Here is a 23053-nt window from a genome sequence, read left to right on the forward strand (position 1 = left end):
ATTTGCCTAATGGATATTATGGTATGATGGTGATTTGATCTTGTATAGCTTGGGCGATTAACTTTTGTCCTTTGACACTAAAATGAATGCCATCAGAGGTACGCATTTTAACGCTTTTTCCATCTTGTATCAGATAATCATTATAAATATCATCGCTTGTGCCTAATAGCTTGCGTGAATCAATGACAAGCACATGATGGCGTTTTAGTTCATCTTGCATGATCTGATTTAGATAAATCATTTGCTCATTGAGCTTTTGTTTTTTCATGTTTGGCGGTGTGATCCAAATCACTTGCGTATTGTGATTTTTGGCACTGTCCAAAATGTCCATCATACGCTGACGGTAGCCCATCTCCCATTCTGGCGTTTGGAATTTTAATTGACCGCCATTGACCAAATCAGGCATATCCCAAGGGTCATTAGGCCCCAAAAATACAACCAAAATTTTGATATTGGCATTGGTGGACAGCGTCTCTTCGATGGTTTTTGGCCAATTAAATAGGCTTGGATAAGCCAAACCTGTACTTTGTTTGGCAAGATTGACGGATTTGATGTTGTAATTTTTTTGAAGATATTTTTGGATATGTGGTGCGACGCCTTGCATCATTGAGTCGCCAGCAAAAAAAATCTCATCACCTGAGTGTAGCACATAAGGATTGTCAGGTTGAACCTCTGATACGCCAACATTATCCATCTGTACAGTGGGCGTGAATTCAAGGCTTTTTGCCATCATCGCCTGATACTCAGGGGTGTAAGCCAAATTGTTATTAAAATAATCAACAATTTGCTGATTTTTTTGGTTAATATCACTGGTTAAATCACCATGCCAAGCATACAGTTTATCGCCGATATCGCCACCCGTTTTCCAAGCGTCATAGCGATCAAGTAAGCTTAACGGGCTGCTTTTATGATAAGTTTGTAGATAATAGGCATTGATCGAGTGCTGCATGATCCATGCGCCAAGCAAGGCAAATAAGCACAGAACCATCAGCAGATAGCCATAGCTTTTGCCATGAAAATAAGGCTTGGGGCGCGACTTTAGCTGAATGTGCTTAGGCTCAGGATATTGCTTGGTTTGGGTGATCGTGTCGGTTGGCTGATTAGAAGTTTGCATAAATAAATCCTGGAATGCCTGACGGCGCAAAAATAACAACAATCATTAAGCAGACAAATAATAAACTCACCACCATCAGCTTGGGCAGGCGCGCACCGATACGCACCAAAGCGTGGGTTTTTTGGGTATAAATGGGATAGATGACCCAAGCCAGCATAAATAACGACAGCATGAATAAAGGATTGCCGCTCCAGCCGATATTCGTGTGATTGTACGCCAAAGCCTCAAAGATCCCCATCGCTTCGCTCCAGTTGGTTGCACGAAAAAACACAAAACAAAATGCCACAAAATTTACCGTCACAAAAATCCCTATTACCTTGCCAAGCCAGCTATGGCGATACAGAGCATTGCGCGAAGTCTTGGTATCGACGCCACTGATGCACTGATACAGCTTGTCGGTACAATTTAACCAAATGATGGCAAGCCCATGCAATACACCCCAAAGTAAAAAATTCACGCTAGAGCCATGCCAAATGCCTGATAATGCCATGGCGATTAATAAATTGATTTGAGTTCTAAAAAACCCTTGGCGACTGCCTCCTAAAGGAATATAGATATAATCACGAATCCATGTCGATAAGCTGATGTGCCACCTATCCCAAAAAACACGAATATTATGTGCGATTAATGGTGCTTTAAAGTTGACAGGCAAGCGAAAACCGAGCAATAAACCAAACGCTACCATCATCTCACTATACCCTGAAAAGTCCAAAAATAGCTGCAGTGTATAGCCATAAATTGCGACCAATACCTCTAAGCTATGATATTGCATAGGGTTGGCAAAGATGGGATTAACCCAATGGTCAGCCAACCAGCCTGCCAGCCACCATTTTTTAATGAGTGCTAATAAAATCAGGCAAAGTGCGATGGTGGGAAACAAAATACGGCGTGGATTTTGGCTGATGATTTGTTCGCCCATACCACAAGGATTGCCCTCAATATCGGTCAGTCCTGATACCGATTTGGTGCGTGCGATAGGTCCTGCACTGATTGTCCCAAAAAAGGATAAGTGGTGCAACAGTGCCATAAAACTTAACTGAGGTACATCATATTCATCATAATAACGACTGACCATATAACTGATGGCTTGGAATGAATAATAAGAAATACCGAGCGGAAAAATGATATTTGCCATCACGCCTGATGAATCCAGCTGCATGGCATCAAGGCTGTACTTAATCCCTTCTCGGAAAAAATCATAATATTTAAAAATGCTCAACTGAATCAGCGTGATCACAATCCCTAAAATCAGCCAAAATTTCTTGATTTTAGAGCCATTCATCATCTTGGTGATGAAAAATACAAATATTGTATAGCCAAATAAAATCCCTGTCGCAAGTGTACCTGCCATTAGATAAATGACCGTATAGCTAAATAGGATAATGAGAAAATTTTGGAATTTTGGTGTTTGGCGAAACAGCCAATAAATTGCCAAAAAACCAATGAACATTAAAGTAAATTCTAAAGACAGAAAAGAAAACATGGCTCAATTCTACAAAAACCAAGAAAATCACTTATTTTAACACATTATGATTTTATGATTCATACATTTAAATATGCTTGCTAAGTCTGATATCAAGCAGGATTTTTGAAGGCGATGGTATGCAGATATCGCCCCATGGCACGAAAAGGCAGCTGGCGTGAGTATTCAAGTTCCATCGCAACCACATCGTCAGGATTATTTAGACCACCACGCTTCAGGGGTGCATAATCTGAAAATACCCGAATGCCCGAGCGAATACTGATTTTATAATGATGAGCATTTAGCCATGCTTCGACGGTATCGGATGCGACAGGGTGATTGGGCGTTAAACTTTTATTATCAGCAGGGCGAGGCGTATTAAGCTGATAAAAATTTCCCATAATTAAATTACGATAAATCTTACTGGCAGGATTATAAAAACACAAAGACAGCATGCCACCATCTGCCAAATATTCATCAAAAAAAGTCATGATTTTTTCAGGTTCGCCCAACCACTCAAGCAGTGCATGACATAAGATAATATCAAACTGCTCACCTGCCAAATGATTTGACAATGCCTGATAAGGGCAAGTGATGAAGCGTACTTGATCATATACCCCAAGCGATTTGGCATGATCTTTTGCTATATCTAGCATATTGGTTGAAATGTCATTGACCGTCACATGATGATCTGATGCCAAAGATAGGCTAATCTGAGCCAGTCCTGCGCCCACATCTAAGATGCGTAAAGGGCGATCAAGCGCAAGCTGATCCATCGCTTCGCTTAAATCTTGCTGAAGCACGGCTAAGCGAATGCGTCCTTTAAGACCGCCATATACTTTTTTGGCAAAGTGTTCGCTAATGGCATCAAAATTTCTATCGTTGGTGATGGTCATAGTTAATTGATAAATAAAATAAAGCAACCAAATGTAAAGCTTGGTGTGCGTGATTTGTTGATGAATTGTGTTATAATAAGGGCATTTTCGCCAATCAAGTATTATAGCACAGCGTGCTTTTCTTCGATAAATTTTATAAATTGGCTTTTGAGTGATGAGCATCTTTATGAAAAAATCTACCATCCAATATTTAAGCTTACCAACTGCTGCACTATTAACGCTGGTTGGTTGTAGTAATGACAACCGCCGCGATGATGAAATGGCAGTGGCTGAGCCTGTGGTTCAGCAGATCGATGACATTTGCCAAGCACCAGCCATGCAGGCATATCTCCAAAACAGCATCAAGCAGTCTATTTTGAATGCAGCGATGAGCCAAATGGTGGGCGCAGATCCCAACCAAAGCCTAGCTATGCAAAACACGCTTGGTCAGCAGCTGAATACTTTACAAATCACCACCCAAAATGCCACGAATTTTGCTGACAGCTGTATGGTAGATGTGCACGTGACGGTCAGTCCTCAAGATTTGGTAAATGCAGAATTTGCTTTTGCTCGTTCAGGGGTAACTTTATTACAGCGTGCTAGCCAAGATCAAGTTGAGTTTTATAATGGCACAATTGTCGCCAAACAAATCACTTATCAAATGGTCAATGGGAATGTGGTGATGTATGGCAACAATCATAATGCCATTCGTCTGATCGCTGATATTTTGGCAGCTTCTACAAGCAGTTTGCCACAAGTATCCATACAATCTGATGTTACTGCACGACCACAAGCGATTGAGCGACTGCCAGAGGCACCAATAGCTATGCCATCAAATCCTCAAGAAGATTCTAGTGTAACGACGCACATTGAACAAAAGCCAGCACCTAGCGCACAGGTGTCATCTCGCCCACGCAGCGAAACGCCTTCAAATAATTCAGCACAGACACCCACACAAAACTCGGTAGGGCAATCTTCTGCAGCTGGTAGTACCCCTCGTGTGGATCGTGATAGTCAAGCCAAAGCCAATACCGAGCGTACCACCGAGCGTTCTACAAGTAAGACACCTCAAGATTTGGCACATCCACAGCCACCAACGGCGAATGCCAGTAGTGATGGCAAAACAAGTATCAGTATCGTTGAGTCAAACGAAACCTATTGATTGCCGTTTGACCCTGAAATCAAAAAACCCTTTTGACCGTCAAAAAGGGTTTTTTGATGGCTGGAGCGGCTTAGATGAGCTACCAAAATGGATACGCAATCTATAAAATTTATGTTACAATCAATGAGATTTTTAAGTTTTTATTTTATCACAATCAACATATAATGGAGAGATTTATGACCTTGGCTCGAAATAAGTTTGCTCAAGTCATGCCAAAGTTTGCCACTGTAGCCATCGCAGCTTTGGCAGTTGGCTGTAGTCAACCCACCCAAACAACCTCACAAGCACCTGCCGATACCTCAAATACATCCACCGAAAAAACTACCAAAACCATTGCGATTACTGCCATCGTTGAGCATCCGTCATTGGATGATATTCGCTTGGGTGTGGTAGATGGTTTGGCGAGTTTGGGTTATAAAGACGGTGAGAATTTGACCGTTAATTTTCAATCCGCTCAAGGTAATATGGCGACTGTCGGGCAGATTGCCAAGCAGTTTGTGGCGGATATACCTGATGCCATCGTAGCTATTACCACACCGAGTGCCCAAAGCTTAGCGGCAGCGACCACAAGCATTCCGCTGATTTATACAGCTGTCTCTGATCCTGTGGCTGCCAAATTATTAAATAACAATCATCAAGCTACCCAGCCTAACATTACTGGTTTATCCAGTCAGCTGCCCATTGAGCCACAAGTTGAATTATTTCAAAAAATCAAGCCTGATGCCAAACGAATTGGCTTTGTTTTTAGCCCTGGTGAAGCCAATTCTGTTGCCGTCAAAAATAAGTTAATTGAAATTTTACCGAAATATGGCATGACTTTAGTGGAAGTACCCGCCAATCGATCAAGCGATGTGGGCGATGCGACGCGTTCATTGGCTGGCAAGGTGGATTTGCTTTATACATCACTAGATAATGGTGTGGCATCAGCGATGGAAGCGATGGTTTTGGCTGCGAATGAGTTACAAATACCTGTGATTACCTCAGATGAATTTTCAGTACGCCGCGGTGCGACAGCTGCTTTGGGTGTGAACGATTATGACTTTGGATTGACAACTGCCAAATTGGTTGCTCAAGTATTAGATGGTAAAGCTCCAAATGACATCAAGCCTGAAGTGATGAACACTTTGACCTTATTCATCAGCCCAAAACACGCAGCCAATCAAGGCGTGACAGTGGATTTGACAACACTGGGTGAGAGCATCAATGTCGATACCACGCCAGCGCGCCAGCCGAATAAATAAGATCATTTTGACCGAAACTCAGTGAGAGCGAGTGTCAGCCAGTTTGATAGGTGTAGTTTGCAAGCTTGTCACTCATCAGTGGCTGATACCGTTTCTTGGAACTTTGTTAATGTTATGTGAATAAATCTTACTAAATATCTTGGCAAGATAATCTGCAGTATGATAAACTGCACAAAAGTTTTAACTCAAATCGGTTTAACGAGACTACCTTGGCATTACAGGAGTTTGCTATGAATAAATTTTTAAAAACGACGCTGTGGGCAAGTTTGGCAGCGCTTACCTTGACGGCGTGTGGCGGTGATAAGCCCGCCGCTCAAGCCGATTCAGCGGCTACCGAAGCCAAAACAGTGGCAATTACCGCCATTGTTGAACATCCAGCTTTGGATGCAGCTCGTCAAGGTGCCCTAGATCAATTGGCTGAAGAAGGCTTTAAAGAAGGTGAAAATCTGATGGTGAATTTCCAATCTGCTCAAGGCAATATGGGAACGGCAGGTCAAATCGCCAGACAGTTTACCTCAGATAATCCTGATCTTATTTATGCCATTGCCACACCTTCAGCGCAGGCTATTGCAGCGGCGACCCAAGACATCCCTGTGGTATTCTCAGCGGTGACTGATCCTGTTGAAGCCAAGCTGGTTGGAAGCCTAGAAAGCCCGGGTAATAACATCACTGGCGCTTCAGATGCGCTGCCTTATGAGCCTCAAATTGCCCTGATCCAAGAGCTTGTGCCAAATGTTAAAAATGTTGGCTATGTTTATAGTCCAGGCGAGGTAAACTCGACTGTGGTCCTTAGAACGCTCAAAGAAAAATTGGCACCGCTTGGTATCAATGTCATCGAAGCACCTGCCCAAAAATCTAGCGATATTACGCAAGCCGCCAACTCATTGGTTGGGCGCGTGGATGTGATTTATACCTCAACCGATAATAACGTGATTAATGCTTATGAAGCCCTATATCAAGTTGCAAAAGAAGCCAAAATTCCTTTAATTTCGGCTGACACCAGTACTGTTGAGCGCGGCGCTGTCGCTGCATTGGGCGTCAATTACACCGATCTTGGTAAAGAGTCTGGTAAAATTATTGCACGCATCTTAAAAGGTGAAAAACCTGCTGATATCCCTGTTCATATCTCTGAAAATCTAGACTTGTATGTCAGTAAAAAACATGCTGCTGAGCAGGGTGTGACATTGCCGCAAGCAGTGCTTGATCGTGCTGCTAAAGTGGTTGAATAAGGCTTTGCTAGACAAGTATCATTGGCAAAAAGATGCCAAAAGATGCCTGATGTCATGAGCCAAAGCTAACCGCCTTTTAAACCCAAGCCGATCAGTGCGCTGTAACGCTTGGGTTTGTTTTGTGGTGAATTTTAATCCTATGATGACTTGGATTTTGTTATAATACGTGTTTTAACTTTTTAGGCGAGTATGGCCGATGAATTTGATTGCTTTTTTTGGAGCGCTGGAGAGCGGTCTGATTTATGCCTTGATGGCACTGGGCGTGCTGATTTCCTTTCGTATTTTGGATTTTCCTGATCTGACCGCTGATGGTAGCTTTCCATTAGGCGGTGCGGTTGCAGGGATTTGCATTGTGGCAGGATTTAATCCTTGGCTGGCTTGTGTTTTTGGCATGGCAGCAGGCATGGCAGCAGGCGTGATGACAGCTTGGCTGCATGTGAAGCTGGGTATTTTGCACCTACTCGCTGGTATTTTGATGATGACCGCCTTATATTCGATCAATCTACGGATTATGAATGCTCCAAACTTACCACTACTTGGACAGCCGACCGTGTTCACGCCATTTATTGATGGTGGTAATGGATTTTGGGTGCGTGTGGCAGTGGTTGCAGGCGTTGTGTTGGTGGTAAAATTGGTTTTGGATTGGTTCTTTACCACCGAAACGGGTCTGTCGATGCGTGCCACAGGTTCAAATCTGCGCATGGCGCAAGCTCAGGGCATCAATACACCCTGGATCATCATTCTTGGCATGGCGATTTCAAATGGCTTGATTGCGCTATCGGGCGCTTTGTTTGTACAGACCCAAGGATTTGCCGATGTGTCGATGGGTATCGGTACGATCGTGATTGGGTTGGCTGCCGTGATTATTGGTGAAGCGGTTTTGTCGGCTAAGCGGATTTTTTGGATGACTTTGGCGGTGGTAATTGGTGCCATTTTGTACCGTTTATTTGTACAAATTGCGCTCTCTAGTGAGCTGCTACGCGGAATTGGCTTTAAATCCCAAGATTTAAATTTGGTCACAGCGCTTCTTGTGGTCATCGTTTTGATGTTGCCAAAAATTAAAGCCAAGCTTTCACTAAAAAAACACTAAGGAGTGCACCATGTTACAAGCTACCGATCTGCGCCTAACTTTTAATCCAGGCACTCCCATCGAAAACCCTGCGCTGCGTGGACTGTCGTTATCCATTGCTGATGGTGAGTTTGTGACGGTAATTGGTACCAATGGCGCTGGTAAATCCACTTTCTTAAACGCCATCAGCGGTGCGGTGCGTATCGATAGTGGCAGCATCAAAATCAATGGCCAAGATGTCACCCGCTTAGAGACGCATAAGCGCGCCAAACAAGTGGCACGCGTTTTTCAGGACCCAATGGCAGGTACATGTGAGGCGCTCACCATTGAAGAGAATATGGCACTGGCTTATAAGCGTGGCGGTGTGCGCGGCTTGGCAGGTGCGTTAAATAACAAAAATCGCGAGCTGTTCCGTGAAAAGCTATCCATCTTAAAACTTGGACTAGAAAACCGCTTAACCGACCGTATGGGGCTTTTGTCAGGCGGTCAGCGTCAGGCGGTCAGTCTGTTGATGGCAAGCCTACAGCCTTCAAAAATTCTGCTGCTAGATGAGCATACAGCAGCACTTGACCCAAAAACTGCCGCCTTTGTTTTGGATTTGACTGATAAAATCGTCGGTGAAGGGCGTCTGACCACGATGATGGTCACGCACTCAATGCAGCAAGCGCTCACGCATGGCACGCGCACCGTCATGCTGCATCAAGGTCAGGTAGTGCTTGATGTGTCAGGAGATGAAAGACAGGGCATGAGTGTCCAAGACTTGCTGAATATGTTTGAAAGAACTCGCGGTGAAAAGGTAGAAGATGACAGCTTGATCTTGGGCTGATGGCGAATTTGGCTGATTGGCACATCCATTGGCGGTATATTGACTTAGCCCAGTGATCAACAATAAAGCTCAGCCATGCCTGAGCTTTCGTTATTTAAGAAACAAGATGGCTGCAAAAGCCCAGCAAACAATGATAAAATTGGCGCATCTTAGCGCTTGCTAAGCGTATCAATGAATAAATCAAATGAGTGAATGACTATGGCTAATTGTTTGGGCTGTGAAAATGAAATGGGGCGATTGTTGGTGACTTGCGAAGATCAGTCAGGCATCGTGCAGGCGGTCTCAGGGTTTTTGTATCGTCATGGCGCCAATATCATCTCGCTGGATCAGCACACGACCGAAGCGTATGGCGGTCGTTACTTTATGCGTGTGGAGTTTCATCTCAGAGGCTTAGTCGCCCAAAAAAATCAGCTTGAGGAGGCTTTCGCCCAAGAAGTGGCAGAGCAGTACCGCATGAATTGGCAAATGACCAGTACCCAAGCACTCAAAAAAGTCGGTATTTTGGTTTCAAAAGAAGATCATGCACTGCTTGAGCTATTGTGGCGCTACCGCCGCGGTACGCTGCCTTGCCACATCACGCAAGTGGTCTCAAACCACGAAAGCCTGCGCGCATCCGTAGAATCATTTGGCATTGAGTTTATTCATATTCCTGTGGATAAAGATAATAAACAAGCAGCCTATGATGAGATTGACCGTGTGATGGCGGATAATGATCTGTTGGTGTTGGCGCGTTATATGCAGATTTTGACCCCATCATTTGTGGATAAGTGGCAGGGTAAGATCATTAATATCCATCATTCCTTTTTGCCAGCTTTTGTGGGCGCCAATCCGTACAAGCAAGCCTTTGACAAAGGGGTAAAACTGATCGGCGCCACTGCGCACTATGTGACCAGTGAGCTTGACCAAGGACCGATCATTGAGCAAGGCGTGGCACGTGTTAGCCACGCATTTAATGTCAGTGATCTACGAGAGCTTGGACGTGATATTGAGCGCGACGTACTCGCTCGCGCAGTCAGATGGCATCTGGAGGATCGTGTCATTATCGATGGCGCAAAAACGATCGTGTTTGATTAAACGGCGCATACAATCATCTTAACAGGGTAAGTCATTGACCCTGTTTTTTATTATTAAGAAAATATATTTTGATTAATGTAATGAATGTCATGCGATGGTATTTTCGCAAGTCAAGCCAGCAGCTTAAAAAATTATTATTAAAATAAAATCAATAACTTATAAAAATAGTTGTGGATAACTTTAATCCACTATTGAAAAATTTAAGACTGCCTACCATATAACAGCTAACAATGCAATGTATATTTATTGAGATTTGATCGTTAATAAATCTTAATGAATATATCATGTGAATGATCGTATTCAAGGATAATAATATGAATTTTGAAAAATATACTCGAATGCTGCAGGAGATCATACGTGGGGCGCAGCAAAGCAGTCTTGGGCATAACCATACCGCGATTGCCCCTGTGCATCTGCTGAGCGCTGTGGCTGATAATCATACTGCAATGTCCATCATTGAGGCAAGCGGTGCAAATTTAGCCCGGCTAAAAGATGAAATTGAGGCGCTGCTTTCCCATCAAGCGGTGATCAATCAGCCCACAGGGCAAGTGAATTTATCACCTGATACTGTCAAGGTCTTGCAGGCAACAGAAAATTATGCAACCAAAGCAGGTGATGAATTTGTGCCGATTGAATGGCTGATTTTGGCACTTTTTGAAGATAAATCACTCAATAAAGCCTTTGTGTCGGCAGGCATTACTGCCCAAAATCTACAAACGATAATTACAAATATTCGAGGAGATGAGACTGTGACTGATCAAAATAGCGAACAAAACCGACAAGCATTAGATAAATATACCATCAATCTCACCGAGCGCGCGCTGGCAGGTAAGCTTGATCCTGTGATTGGGCGTGATGATGAAATTCGCCGTACCGTACAGGTGCTGTCTCGCCGTACCAAAAATAACCCAGTACTCATCGGTGAAGCAGGTGTTGGTAAAACTGCCATCGTTGAAGGGCTTGCTCAGCGTATCGTTAATGGCGAGGTACCTGAGAGCCTAAGAAATAAAAGCGTGCTATCGCTGGATATGGGTTCTTTGATTGCTGGTGCGAAATATCATGGTGAGTTTGAGGAACGACTAAAAGCAGTGCTAAACGAGCTTGCCAAACAAGACGGTAATGTCATTTTGTTCATTGATGAGCTACACACCATGGTGGGCGCTGGTAAGACCAGTGGTGCGATGGATGCTGGCAATATGCTTAAGCCTGCGCTTGCTCGCGGCGAGCTGCGCTGTGTGGGGGCAACGACTTTGGATGAGTATCGTCAATATATCGAAAAAGACCCAGCGCTTGAGCGCCGCTTCCAAAAAGTCTTGGTGGATGAGCCAACTGTTGAGGACACCATTGCCATTTTACGCGGTCTAAAAGAGCGTTATGAGCTACATCACGGCGTCAAAATCATGGATTCAGCCATCATCGCTGCTGCCAAGATGAGCCATCGCTACATCACCGATCGTCAGCTGCCGGATAAGGCGATTGACTTGATTGATGAAGCTGCCAGCCGTATCAAAATGGAGCTTGATAGCAAGCCTGAAAGTCTAGATAAGCTAGATCGCCGCATCATTCAGCTAAAAATGCAGCTAGAAGCTGTGAAAAATGAAGAAGATGCTGGTGCAAAATCACAAGTCAAATCACTTGAGCAGCAAATTGACGAAGCGCAAAAGCAATACAGTGAGCTTGAAGAGGTTTGGAAAGCTGAAAAAGCAGGCGTTGAAAAAAGTAAACAGCTTCAAGCTAAGCTAGACACCGCGCGCGTGACATTAGAAAAGGCGTTGCGTGAAGGGGACTATGCCCGCGCTTCACAGCTACAATATGGTGAGATCATTGAGCTTGAAAAGCAATTGGCAGAAGAGCAGCTGGACGAAACAGAGCACGCGCCTAAGCTGCTTCGCAATAAAGTCACTGATAACGAAATCGCCGAGGTGGTCTCTGCAGCAACTGGCATCCCTGTTGCCAAAATGCTTCAAGGTGAGCGCAATAAACTGCTGGCGATGGAAGAGGTGTTACATGAACGCGTCATCGGCCAAAATGAAGCAGTGACAGCGGTATCAAATGCGGTGCGACGCAGCCGTTCGGGCTTGTCGGATCCTAATAAGCCAAGCGGTTCTTTCTTATTTTTGGGACCGACGGGCGTGGGTAAGACTGAACTGACCAAGGCATTGGCAAATTTCTTGTTCGACTCTGAAGATGCGATGGTTCGCATTGATATGAGTGAGTATATGGAAAAGCACAGCGTCTCACGCTTGGTGGGTGCGCCTCCAGGTTATGTCGGGTATGAAGAGGGAGGTGTACTGACCGAAGCGATACGCCGCAAGCCGTACAGTGTTGTACTCTTTGATGAGGTTGAAAAAGCACATCCAGATGTCTTTAATATCCTGCTGCAGGTGCTTGATGATGGTCGATTGACTGACAGCCAAGGTCGTGTGGTGAACTTTAAAAATACGGTTATCATCATGACCAGTAACTTGGGCAGTCATGCGATTCATGAGATGGCAGATGCGCCTTATGAAGATATTAAGGCTGCTGTGATGACTTCGGTAACAGGTCACTTTAGACCAGAATTTATTAACCGTATCGATGAGATTGTCGTATTCCATGGCTTGGGTGCGGATCAAATGACGGGTATTGCCGAGATTCAGCTTGATCGTCTGCGCGCGCGCCTTAAAGAGCGTGAGCTTGGCCTCAGTGTGAGTGATGAAGCGATGAGTCATTTGGTGGCAGTGGGTTATGATCCTGTCTTCGGTGCTCGCCCATTGAAGCGCGCGATTCAGCAAGAGATTGAAAATCCGTTGGCGCAGCTTTTACTCTCTGGTGAGTTCGTCGCAGGGGATACCATCTCTGTTGAGTGGTTGAATGATCAGTTTGCTTTTAATAAGCTGCGTTATAGCTGATTTGTTGATCTAGCCTTATCATCAAAAACCATCGGCAAACTGTCGATGGTTTTTATTTGTGCTTTAAATGACCAAACCACGAAAAGATTTGACCCACTTGCTCACCCTGCTGCTGTTTTTCTTGCCAAGCCAAATGATGGTTTTGAAGACAGAGTAAATTTGAAACCCGTGTACCATAATTTGAACTTTGAATAAAAATACTGGACAATAGCCGCTCCAAGTGTAGATCTACGCCTGTATTGGGCAGTTGATCATCTTTGGCTTTTTGTTTATCTTCAAGTACTTGCCATACCGCTTGACTCAGCTCTGGCGTGATGATCAAATCATCAAAGTCAACCTTTTCACTGAACAAAGGTAGAATTTCTTGACAAAAGCGTATCCTTAAACGTGCGCACTTGAACCATTCATCACTGATAAGACCATTTGATAAAGTGTACACGCCAGGCGCCAGTACGGTCGGCGCTATACCTTTGTTGCTCATGTAGGCAGCTTGAGTACGATCGCCGACGATGAGATTAAACCCTGCATAGTCTGTTTGCAATGATTTTAAGTCTTCTAAAAATCGTAATGGCGGCATATGTGATTCAAGATAGGTTTGAACCAATGTGCCACGCGAGGTCGTATACTGTCTTTTGTCTTGTCCATCACGAAAATTGGTCAAAATCGCCCAGCGACCTGATAGGGTTGCACCCATCCAAGTACCACCTGCCTGTTTATCGCGTCCGGCAATGATGCCATCACAGGCGTGCAGTGGCAAGGTCGGACGCTCATAAAATTCATCTCGATTTGAGATTAATAATAGCGGTGTATCAGGCAGCGTCTGCCAAGCCAAAGCAGTAATGCACATTAATTAGTCCAATACTCTTAGAGTTGAACCTTTTGAGGTGGGCTGATTTTCGGTGTCGGTTTTGGGCGATTGTTGGTCGGCGTATTCAGCAGGATCAAAAAATGCGCCATGTTCAGGGTCTTCTTTGGCATATATTGCCATCAAGGCTGCCATGGGAATCCAGACATCTTGAGATATGCCGCCAAATCTGGCAGCAAAACTGATGGCGTCATTATGAATTTGCAGGTTATGCGTGGCTTGATAAGAAGCGGCTAGCACCAAGCGACCATCTTGGGCATATTCAAGCGGTGCAACAACATCGTCATATGTCGCATCAATCATCAGGTAGGGAGTTAAATCGTTATCTTCTATCCATTCATGAAAAGCGCGTACGATATAAGGGCGTTTTGGGGTCATAATCATTCCTTAAAAGAAATACTATTAATAAAGCTTGGTCTGGAAAATTGGCGCTCTTGATATTCTATCAGTGGGCGTATTAGATGTGTAGGAAGCTCAATGCCCATCTTAGGCAGCCGCCAAAGTAGCGGCAATAATAACACATCACACCATCCAAAAGTATCCGACATAAAATATGGCTTATGCCCAAATAATGGCGCAATCGTTACCAGCGAATCACTCAATGACTTTCTGGCGGCTGCCGCAGCCTGAATATCAAAGCTGTCAGAATGGGTCAGTAGAGTATAGCCATGCTTTAACCAGTCTTTTTGTAGCCGCCACGCTAGTTGGCGCACTTTGGCGCGCTCGCTTGGTGCATCAGGCATGAGGCGTGGGACTTGGTGACGCTCCTCAAGATACTCAAAGATGACATTATGCTCATATAGTGAAATATCTCGATTGACCAAGATGGGGAGGGTGTGATAAGGGTTTAGCTCAATCAGCTCTTCAGGACGCTCCTCACCAATGAACACAGTTTCATAATTTAAGTGTTTTTCTTCAAGCAATAGCCGTACGATATGGCTGTTAATTCCATGATCAGCATAAAGAACGAATTGTGTTAAAGAAAGATGAGGTAAATTTGCCATGTGTAGCGATGATATAAATGAGCCTCTTAGTGTATCAAAATTTTTGCTTGAAGTGTGAAATTATGTGCTTAGACCTAACATCATTGTTTGCATAAAAATAAAAAAGACCGAATATTTTCGGTCTTTTTTTTTGAAGGATTTTATTTGACATCTTTCCAGAATTCTTTATTGAGCAGATAAACTGGAATTAATAAAATCAATAAGAACAAAATCACAAAGGCGCCATAAATCTTACGGTCATGGCGGACAGGTTCAGCCATCCATGCCATAAAGTTGACCAAATCGCCAACGCGCGCTTCATATTCTTCTTTACCCAACTCTTCTTGTAGATTATGAAGAACATGAGGCATTGCAGCGTTTGCAAGTACTAGGTTGTTAGCACCCCAAGGACGGCTCGGGTCTTCATAGAATGACAGTAAATAAGTATATACCCAGTCATCACCACGCAGACGAGTTTCTAGCGATAAATCAGGTGGCGCAGCACCAAACCATTGACCTTGTAATTCTGGATCAATCCCTGCATTAATATGGTCACCAATCGCATCACCTGTGACAAGCAAATATTTTTCAACCAACTCAGGTGGGATGTTTAAATCTTGAGCCAATCTTGAATGACGCACATATTGGGCTGAGTGGCAACCTGCACAATAATTCATAAACATGGCAGCACCGCGTTGCAGTGAGCCTTTGTTGGTTAAATCAATTGGAGCTTTGCTACATTCTAAGGTAATAACCGTACCATCAGCTTCGGTATATTCACCACAACCATGACCACCAGAGGCTAGGGCGTTGGTGCTGGCAAAAGCACCAGCCGTTGCCAATACCGCACCTGCACCAAATTTGATCAGTGAATTAAGCGCTTTCATTAGTGACCTCCGGTAACACGTTCAGGTGGTTGTTTGCATTTCTCAATTGATGTATAAAATGGCATCAGTAAGAAGTACAAGAAGTATAGGACTGTACAGATACGACCCACGATGGTAGCTGTTGGTGTTGAAGCTGTACCGCCCAAGTAGCCTAGAATGATGAAGCTTACAACAAAGATCGCCAATGCAATTTTTGATAAAATGCCTTTATAACGAATTGAGCGTACTGGCGAACGATCTAACCATGGCAGCACGAACAATACGGCAATTGCAGCACCCATAGCGATGACACCACCCAGCTTATGCGGTACCGCGCGCAAAATCGCATAGAACGGCATATAGTACCATACAGGCGCAATGTGGGGCGGCGTTTTCAGGGCGTTTGCAACTTCAAAGTTTGGCTTTTCTAGGAAGTAACCACCCCCCTCAGGTACAAAAAATACAACAGCAAAGAAACAGATAAAGAAGACAACAATACCGACCATGTCATGCACAGTATAGTATGGATGGAATGGAACGCCATCGAGCGGTACACCATTTTTGTCTTTGAGTTTTTTGATGTCAATGCCATCTGGGTTGTTTGATCCAACATGGTGCAATGCCACTAAGTGCATGAATACCAAACCAACCAACACCAAAGGAATGGCGATAACATGCAAGGCAAAGAAGCGGTTTAGAGTGATACCAGAAATAAGATAGTCACCACGAACCCATTCAGCCAAAGCATCACCGATAAACGGAATGGCAGCAGGTAAATTTAAGATAACCTGAGCACCCCAATAAGACATATTACCCCAAGGGAGTAAATAACCAAAAAAGCCTTCAGCCATCAAGCATAGGTAGATGCCCATACCGATCAGCCAAACCAGCTCACGCGGTTTTTTATATGAGCCGTACAATAAACCACGGAACATATGTAAATAAACAACGATAAAGAATGCCGATGCACCTGTTGAATGCATATAGCGAATCAGCCAACCACCTTTAACATCACGCATGATATATTCAAGCGATGCAAATGCACCTTCAGCACTTGGGTTAAACATCATGGTTAGCCAAATACCTGTTACCAATTGGTTCACCAAGACAACCATTGACAAGACACCAAAAAAATACCAAAAGTTGAAATTTTTTGGTGCATAGTATTTGGACATATGGTATTCGTAAGTTTCTGTGGCAGGATAGCGTGCGTCTACCCAGCTCATAAACTTCTTAGCAATACTCATGATTAAGCCTCCCCAACGGTCAAGATTGAGCCATCGATACTATAAATTGGCACAGGTAGGTTTGTAGGGGCGGGTACGCCATTATAAACACGCCCAGCCAAATCATACAAAGATCCATGGCAAGGACAGAAGAAACCGCCAAACCAATCAGCACCACCCAAATCTGCCGCGCCTACTTCAGGACGGTAAGTCGGTGCGCAGCCAAGATGCGTACACACACCTTCCACTACCAAAAGTTCTGGCTGCAGGGAGCGCGTTTCGTTTTTGCACTCTTCAGGCTGGATTGAAGCCTCAGAATTTGGATCGCTTAATTTTGGGGTTACTTTGCTTAGATTTGCCACCATTTCTTCAGTACGTCTGACAACAAAGATGGGCTTACCGCGATATTTAACGGTGATCATTTGACCGTTTTCAATGCCTGAAATGTCTTGAACGACAGCGGCACCTGCAGCTTCCGCTTTGGCGCTTGGATACCAAGATCGCACAAATGGGGTGGCAATCGCACCAACACCAACCGCTCCAATGGCAGCTGTGGTTGCGATTAGGACTCTACGGCGTTTAACATTCACGCCTTCGGCATGGCTCATTAAAACTTCCTCCAGAAAAAGAATGGGAATATTCCCATACTGGGTGTGTGGCTATAATAAAACACTTTTATTAAATTTGCCACATTTGCTGTGCCTATTTTTGCTAAATATGACTATTTTAAGCTATTTTTGTAATAAAATAAATTACTCTTTTACAAACTTATCAAAAAAGTCGCAAAAAAATTGAGTGATTGAACGAAAATGTATTTTTATAAAATACTAGCTTATAAAAGGTGTTTGAAAAACTAATATAATTAAAATTTTCGTAAAAAATTATCTCTATAATGTTACCATATTTTAAAAATTTTTTCTGCACTAAAGCTGATAAAACACTCAAAAATTTGCAAATGTTTCAACTCAAAATTGAGAAATTTAGCACTTGCAACAACTGTCATTAAACCAATAAGAATGATAGGTATTTTTGACTCACCATGATCATTTGATTGATGAACTGATGAAAAATAAGTATAAAAAAACTCTCGATAAATCGAGAGCTTTTTTGAAACGATAAATGTGAATTAGCGTTTTGAAAATTGTGGGCGTTTACGAGCTTTGCGTAGACCCAATTTTTTACGCTCAACTTCACGAGCATCACGAGTTACAAAGCCAGCTGCTTTAAGTGCAGGCTTGTGGCTTTCATCAGATTCAATCAATGCACGAGTAATACCGTGACGGATTGCACCTGCCTGACCATTGATACCACCACCAACAACAGTGATATAAAGATCGACGCTGTCAGTAAGCTCAAGTAGCTCTAGAGGCTGACGCACCACCATGCGTGAAGTTTCACGACCAAAATATTCGTCCAATGATTTGCCATTAACAACGATGTTGCCTGTGCCTTTTGACAAGAAGACACGAGCGGTAGAAGTTTTGCGGCGACCAGTGCCGTAATTGCGTTCCATAATGTCTCCTTAGATGTCTAATGCTTTAGGTTGCTGAGCTGTATGTGGATGTTCGGTACCTGCATACAGTTTTAGCTTTTTAATCATTGCATAGCCCAAAGGACCCTTTGGAAGCATGCCTTTAACAGCTTTAAACAACACATCTTCAGGCTTGTGTGCAAGAAGTTTAGTGAAGTTGGTTTCCTTGATACCGCCTGGATAGCCAGTATGACGATAGTATTTTTTATCCTGAGCTTTTTTGCCAGTAACAGCAATTTTGTCAGCATTGATAACAACGATATAATCGCCTGTATCAACATGTGGAGTGTACGATGGCTTATGCTTGCCACGAAGACGAGAAGCAATCTCAGAAGCTAGGCGACCCAGAGTTTTGCCTTCAGCGTCCACGACATACCAGTCATGTACAACTTCAGCGGGTTTGGCACTGATAGTAGTAGTCATATAAAACCTATTTAGTTGAGTTTGAGAGTAATACAAATAAAAATGTCAAGCCTAAGCTTGATTTTACTTGTTTTTAGATTTGGGGAAACGAAGGGCTCTCAAAAAACAGTTGCAATTATATCAAATCATTATGGCGTTATGCAAGCGTTATTTTGAAAGTTTTTAGCCGATGACATGGTTATTTTTTCTTATCTTTTTTATCGTTACTATCACCTGGGATGATTGCTTTACCGATGGCGACAGTACCTTTTACAACACCTTTGGTTGTTTTATAGGCAATTTTGGCAGGTACAGTGACAACTTTATGAACGCAGGCGCTCAGTAAGGTGCAAGTCATGAGCATGGCTAATATAGGAAAAAATTTCATAGAATGATTGGCTTACATGAATGGCTTAATATATTAAATGTTTCGGTCACATTTAGCAAGAGATGTTTGGCTAATTTAAGTAAATCTTGAAATTTAAGCGGCTTGACATCATTGATTTTGTGAAATTATCGCCTAAATTGTGTTAAAATAGCAAGTTTTTATCAAATCACTGATTTTGCCTATTAAAGCAAGTCTATCGGAAAAAAGCCCATGAATGCAACCACTTATAATTATCCCAAAACTTATGATGTCATCGTCATTGGCGGTGGTCATGCAGGCACTGAAGCTGCATTGGCAGCAGCTCGAACTGGCGCACAGACTTTGCTTGTGACGCATAATATTGAGACTTTGGGGCAGATGAGCTGCAATCCTGCCATTGGTGGGATCGGTAAGTCGCATTTGGTGCGTGAAGTTGATGCCTTGGGCGGTGCAATGGCACTGGCGACAGATAAGGCAGGCATTCAATTTCGGGTGCTCAATAGTCGAAAAGGGGCGGCGGTCAGAGCCACGCGCGCGCAAGCGGATCGTATCTTATATAAAGCTGCCATTCGGCATACGCTTGAAAATCAGCCTAATCTTGATCTATTTCAGCAGCCTGTAGATGATATTATTATTGAAAATGGTAAAGCAGTGGCGGTGGTGACGGCATCGGGTGTGCGGATCGGTGCGCGTGCCGTGGTGCTGACATCAGGGACATTTTTGGGCGGGGTGATTTATGTTGGCTTAGACAGCCAAAGCGGGGGTAGAGCGGGGGATATGCCGTCGATTCGCTTGGCGGATCGCTTGCGTGAGCTCAAGCTGCCGGTGGGACGCCTAAAAACTGGTACACCGGCGCGCATTGATGCAAGAACGGTGGATTTTAGCGTGATGACGCCGCAGCCAGGTGATACGCCACTGCCTGTCATGAGCTATATGGGTGATGTATCAATGCATCCGAGCCAAATTAACTGCTATATCACTCATACCAATGAACGCACGCATGATATTATCCGTGCTAATCTTGATCGCAGCCCCATGTTCAGCGGTAAAATTGAAGGTGTTGGACCTCGTTATTGTCCAAGTATCGAAGATAAGATTCACCGTTTTGCTGATAAAGACAGCCATCAAATTTTTATTGAGCCAGAAGGGCTTACGACGCATGAATTATACCCAAATGGCATCTCGACCAGTTTGCCATTTGATGTTCAGGTTGATTTTATTCATAGTATGAAAGGGCTTGAAAATGCGCACATCACGCGTCCAGGCTATGCCATTGAATATGATTATTTTGATCCACAAAATCTAAAACCCACGCTAGAAACCAAATCCATTGACGGTTTGTATTTTGCAGGTCAAATCAATGGCACAACAGGCTATGAAGAAGCTGCCGCTCAAGGGTTGCTGGCTGGACTAAATGCCGCGCGCCAAGCAACCAATCAAGAAGAATGGACCCCGCAGCGTCATGAGGCTTATTTGGGCGTGTTGGTGGATGATTTGATTACTCATGGCACCAAAGAGCCTTATCGGATGTTCACCAGCCGTGCTGAGCATCGCCTGCTTTTGCGCGAAGACAACGCCGATGAGCGCCTAACTGCCATCGGGCGCAAGCTTGGTCTTGTTGATGATGAGCGCTGGGATAAATTTAATCAAAAAATGGACGCCATCGCCACAGAAACTGCGCGCCTAAAAGACATTTGGGCAGCACCAAACAATGCCATCGGTAAAGAGTTTATGGCTAATACAGGCGAGGTTTTGACCAAAGAAAATTCATTGCTGGATCTGCTTAAGCGTCCTACTATTAATTTTTCTGACATTGCTTTGGTATCTAACAGTCAAGTGAGCGCCGAAGTGGGTGAGCAGATTGAAATTGGCGTCAAATATGCAGGCTATATCGATCGCCAAAATGAAGAAATTGAGCAGATGAAACGCCTTGAAAACACAGCGCTGCCCCTTGATTTTGATTATGTGAGCGTGTCGGGTTTGTCTAATGAGATTGTCCAAAAACTCTCACAGGTGCGACCAGCGACATTGGGTCAAGCAAGCCGTATCAGCGGCGTTACGCCTGCCGCGATCAATTTGCTTGCCATGACCCTTAAAAAACAAAAAGCTGCGATGAAGCGCTAATAGGTCTTTGATCAAATGAATGATTGTATTTTGTCAGCCATTCATTTAAATTAATATAAAAAACAACGCGTGAGTCTAACACTGTGAGTGCTCAAGAGTTATTTGCTGCCATTGGTTTTGCATTTGTCATTGTCTTTCCAAACCTTGCTTTGATGACTTTGGGGTACGGTATGCAGCGGCGCGGTGTGGTGAATGCAAATTTCATCGAAGTGGCATCGAGCATGGTGTTTAATTATTGCTTGCCTTGCTTGTTATTCTTTAGTGTCCTAAAAAGCGATGTGCAGATTTTGGCGCAGTCTAAGCTGTTGTTGGCAGGATTTATCACGACTTTTACGCTGTTTTTTTTGGCGGAAATTTACGCCAAATTTTTTATCAGCGAGCTTAAAGATAAGGGCGTATTTGTGCAAGGGGTGTTTCGCTCAAATATGGCAATCATCAGCCTTACAACCGTTTCTAATGCTTATGGCAGCGAAGGTTTGGGCGTGGGTGCAGTCTATATGGGCGTCATCACCATTTTATATAATATCTTGGCGGTCATCACGCTGTCACGCACCACTCAAAACACGGGCGGATTGTTCACGCAAGCTAAAGATATTTTAATCAAAATCATCAAAAATCCACTGATCATCGCTTTGGTGTCTGCTTTTGTTTATAAAGCACTTGATTTGCCCATGTTGCCAGAATTTATTAATAAAACAGGCGGATTATTAGGGGCGGTCGCATTGCCACTTGCACTGATTTGTGCTGGTGCTACTTTGAATATCAAATCCATGATAAGCTTATCAGGATTGTCCATGCAGGCAAGCATTGGGCGTATTGTCATTGCACCACTCTTAGCGGTGGCGGTGGGTGTGGTGTTTGCCTTAGAACCTTTGCAATTTGGCGTGTTATTTTTAATGGTAGCAAGTCCAGCAGCTGCCGCAAGCTATGTGATGGCAAAGGCGATGGGCGGTAATGATGTACTGGCAGCAAACATTTTGGGGTTTACGACAGTCTTTGGGATGATTGGCATGGCGGTGGGCATGGCATTGTTAAGGGTGCTTGGCTGGGCTTAACCTCTATTATTTTTTTGTGTATACAAACTTCTGTGTATACAAACTGTAGCACAAACACAACAAATGATTAGTGGTAAATTTGGGCTAAATTGTTATTATAAGAATAATCCAATGAAAGATGGTTAAACCATTAAAATTCATTAAAATTTTTTATACACTTAGCTGATACCGTTTGGTATTAAGCCAAATAATGATAAGGATGCTATGATGAGCCAACAAGATATTTTTCAAGCCCTAACCGAATCACATGACAGACAGCGTAAATTGTGTGATAAGATTGAATCGCTGATGGATTCTGACCTTGATGCTGCCAAAAAAGTCTACCCTGAACTTGAGATCGAGCTACAGGCACATGCTGCCGCCGAAGAGCGTCATCTGTATACACCTGTCATGGAATATGATGATGGGCTGGATTTATCTCGTCATGCCATTGCTGAACATCATGAAATGGATGAGATGATGCATAAATTAAATGATGGGCGTATCAGTGATGATACTTGGAAAGAAACTTGCCATGCCCTAATCCATGAGCTACGACATCATCTAAAAGAAGAAGAAAAGAAGTTTTTTATCCAAGCTAAAAAATTATTGGATGAAGAGCAGCAAGAAAGATTAGGTGCACTTTATGAAGTGGAACACAACCATTTCGAGCGTAATAATGATGAGTAATCATCACACATTAAAATAGTAG

22 protein-coding genes are annotated in these 23053 nt (G+C 43.6%); 10 read left to right on the forward strand and 12 right to left on the reverse strand.

The genetic code is table 11. The features are described 5' to 3' along the window. Nucleotides 1-16 precede the first annotated feature (16 nt). From AO382_RS00560 to AO382_RS00570, 3 genes are all read right to left on the reverse strand, one after another. Nucleotides 17-1114: a DUF459 domain-containing protein gene (locus AO382_RS00560; protein ID WP_064617264.1), complete on the reverse strand. Its 1098-nt coding sequence runs from the start codon at nt 1112-1114 to the stop codon at nt 17-19. Beyond that, nucleotides 1101-2597 carry an MBOAT family O-acyltransferase gene (locus AO382_RS00565; RefSeq protein WP_309544255.1) on the reverse strand — a complete coding sequence of 499 codons (1497 nt, stop codon included), beginning with the start codon at nt 2595-2597 and terminating at the stop codon, nt 1101-1103. Before AO382_RS00565 ends, AO382_RS00560 begins: the two co-directional genes overlap by 14 nt. Before the next feature lie 92 nt (nt 2598-2689). Then, entirely contained in the window at nt 2690-3634 is a 945-nt protein-coding gene (locus AO382_RS00570) for a methyltransferase domain-containing protein (protein WP_064617267.1), read from the reverse strand. Nucleotides 3635-3638: 4 nt separating this feature from the next. Here AO382_RS00570 and AO382_RS00575 point away from each other — a divergent pair, with 4 nt between their 5' ends. The 7 genes from AO382_RS00575 to clpB all read left to right on the forward strand — a co-directional run bounded on the left by AO382_RS00575 (nt 3639) and on the right by clpB (nt 12943). Continuing rightward, nucleotides 3639-4613: a hypothetical protein gene (locus tag AO382_RS00575; protein WP_064617269.1), complete on the forward strand. Its 975-nt coding sequence runs from the start codon at nt 3639-3641 to the stop codon at nt 4611-4613. A gap of 176 nt (nt 4614-4789) precedes the next feature. Continuing rightward, a complete protein-coding gene (locus AO382_RS00580; protein WP_064617271.1) occupies nt 4790-5854 on the forward strand; it encodes an ABC transporter substrate-binding protein in 1065 nt (354 codons plus the stop codon). Between the two features lie 230 nt (nt 5855-6084). After that, on the forward strand, nt 6085-7083 hold the full coding sequence (locus tag AO382_RS00585) for an ABC transporter substrate-binding protein (protein ID WP_064617273.1): 999 nt from the start codon (nt 6085-6087) through the stop codon (nt 7081-7083). A gap of 196 nt (nt 7084-7279) precedes the next feature. Further along, on the forward strand, nt 7280-8173 hold the full coding sequence (locus AO382_RS00590) for an ABC transporter permease (protein WP_049237327.1): 894 nt from the start codon (nt 7280-7282) through the stop codon (nt 8171-8173). Between the two features lie 10 nt (nt 8174-8183). After that, nucleotides 8184-8978, forward strand: coding sequence for an ABC transporter ATP-binding protein (locus tag AO382_RS00595; protein WP_064617275.1), 795 nt, complete (start codon nt 8184-8186; stop codon nt 8976-8978). 192 nt (nt 8979-9170) lie between these two features. Then, complete coding sequence (gene purU, locus AO382_RS00600; RefSeq protein WP_064617277.1) at nt 9171-10052, forward strand: formyltetrahydrofolate deformylase; 882 nt, start codon at nt 9171-9173, stop codon at nt 10050-10052. A 314-nt stretch (nt 10053-10366) separates the two neighbouring features. Further along, a complete protein-coding gene (gene clpB, locus AO382_RS00605; RefSeq protein ID WP_064617278.1) occupies nt 10367-12943 on the forward strand; it encodes an ATP-dependent chaperone ClpB in 2577 nt (858 codons plus the stop codon). Nucleotides 12944-12995: 52 nt separating this feature from the next. On the opposite strand, the gene AO382_RS00610 is transcribed toward clpB, so the two are convergent. The 9 genes from AO382_RS00610 to AO382_RS00650 all read right to left on the reverse strand — a co-directional run bounded on the left by AO382_RS00610 (nt 12996) and on the right by AO382_RS00650 (nt 19204). Further along, entirely contained in the window at nt 12996-13790 is a 795-nt protein-coding gene (locus AO382_RS00610) for an NRDE family protein (RefSeq protein ID WP_064610955.1), read from the reverse strand. Between the two features lie 3 nt (nt 13791-13793). Beyond that, nucleotides 13794-14186, reverse strand: coding sequence for a ClpXP protease specificity-enhancing factor (locus tag AO382_RS00615; RefSeq protein WP_064610957.1), 393 nt, complete (start codon nt 14184-14186; stop codon nt 13794-13796). 2 nt (nt 14187-14188) lie between these two features. Further along, nucleotides 14189-14812 carry a glutathione S-transferase N-terminal domain-containing protein gene (locus tag AO382_RS00620; protein WP_064617280.1) on the reverse strand — a complete coding sequence of 208 codons (624 nt, stop codon included), beginning with the start codon at nt 14810-14812 and terminating at the stop codon, nt 14189-14191. A gap of 140 nt (nt 14813-14952) precedes the next feature. Next, entirely contained in the window at nt 14953-15678 is a 726-nt protein-coding gene (locus AO382_RS00625; protein ID WP_064617282.1) for a cytochrome c1, read from the reverse strand. After that, a complete protein-coding gene (locus AO382_RS00630) occupies nt 15678-16883 on the reverse strand; it encodes a cytochrome b (protein ID WP_181878888.1) in 1206 nt (401 codons plus the stop codon). Before AO382_RS00630 ends, AO382_RS00625 begins: the two co-directional genes overlap by 1 nt. A 23-nt stretch (nt 16884-16906) precedes the next feature. Continuing rightward, on the reverse strand, nt 16907-17491 hold the full coding sequence (gene petA / locus AO382_RS00635) for a ubiquinol-cytochrome c reductase iron-sulfur subunit (protein ID WP_064617286.1): 585 nt from the start codon (nt 17489-17491) through the stop codon (nt 16907-16909). Between the two features lie 518 nt (nt 17492-18009). Beyond that, nucleotides 18010-18396 (reverse strand): 30S ribosomal protein S9, encoded by a 387-nt coding sequence (gene rpsI, locus AO382_RS00640; RefSeq protein WP_003657574.1) that lies wholly within the window; start codon nt 18394-18396, stop codon nt 18010-18012. 9 nt (nt 18397-18405) lie between these two features. Continuing rightward, entirely contained in the window at nt 18406-18837 is a 432-nt protein-coding gene (gene rplM / locus AO382_RS00645) for a 50S ribosomal protein L13 (protein ID WP_003657573.1), read from the reverse strand. A 178-nt stretch (nt 18838-19015) separates the two neighbouring features. Next, nucleotides 19016-19204, reverse strand: coding sequence for an NF038104 family lipoprotein (locus AO382_RS00650; RefSeq protein ID WP_064617288.1), 189 nt, complete (start codon nt 19202-19204; stop codon nt 19016-19018). A 210-nt stretch (nt 19205-19414) separates the two neighbouring features. Between AO382_RS00650 and mnmG the strand changes: the two genes are divergently transcribed. The 3 genes from mnmG (at nt 19415) to AO382_RS00665 (ending at nt 23031) form a co-directional block, all read left to right on the forward strand. Beyond that, on the forward strand, nt 19415-21307 hold the full coding sequence (gene mnmG / locus AO382_RS00655; RefSeq protein WP_064617290.1) for a tRNA uridine-5-carboxymethylaminomethyl(34) synthesis enzyme MnmG: 1893 nt from the start codon (nt 19415-19417) through the stop codon (nt 21305-21307). Nucleotides 21308-21390: 83 nt separating this feature from the next. After that, complete coding sequence (locus AO382_RS00660; protein ID WP_404932969.1) at nt 21391-22362, forward strand: AEC family transporter; 972 nt, start codon at nt 21391-21393, stop codon at nt 22360-22362. Between the two features lie 207 nt (nt 22363-22569). After that, entirely contained in the window at nt 22570-23031 is a 462-nt protein-coding gene (locus AO382_RS00665; RefSeq protein ID WP_064617292.1) for a hemerythrin domain-containing protein, read from the forward strand. Nucleotides 23032-23053 lie beyond the last annotated feature (22 nt).

The organism is Moraxella catarrhalis, from assembly GCF_001656295.1.
In the GTDB taxonomy this organism is placed as follows: domain Bacteria; phylum Pseudomonadota; class Gammaproteobacteria; order Pseudomonadales; family Moraxellaceae; genus Moraxella; species Moraxella veridica.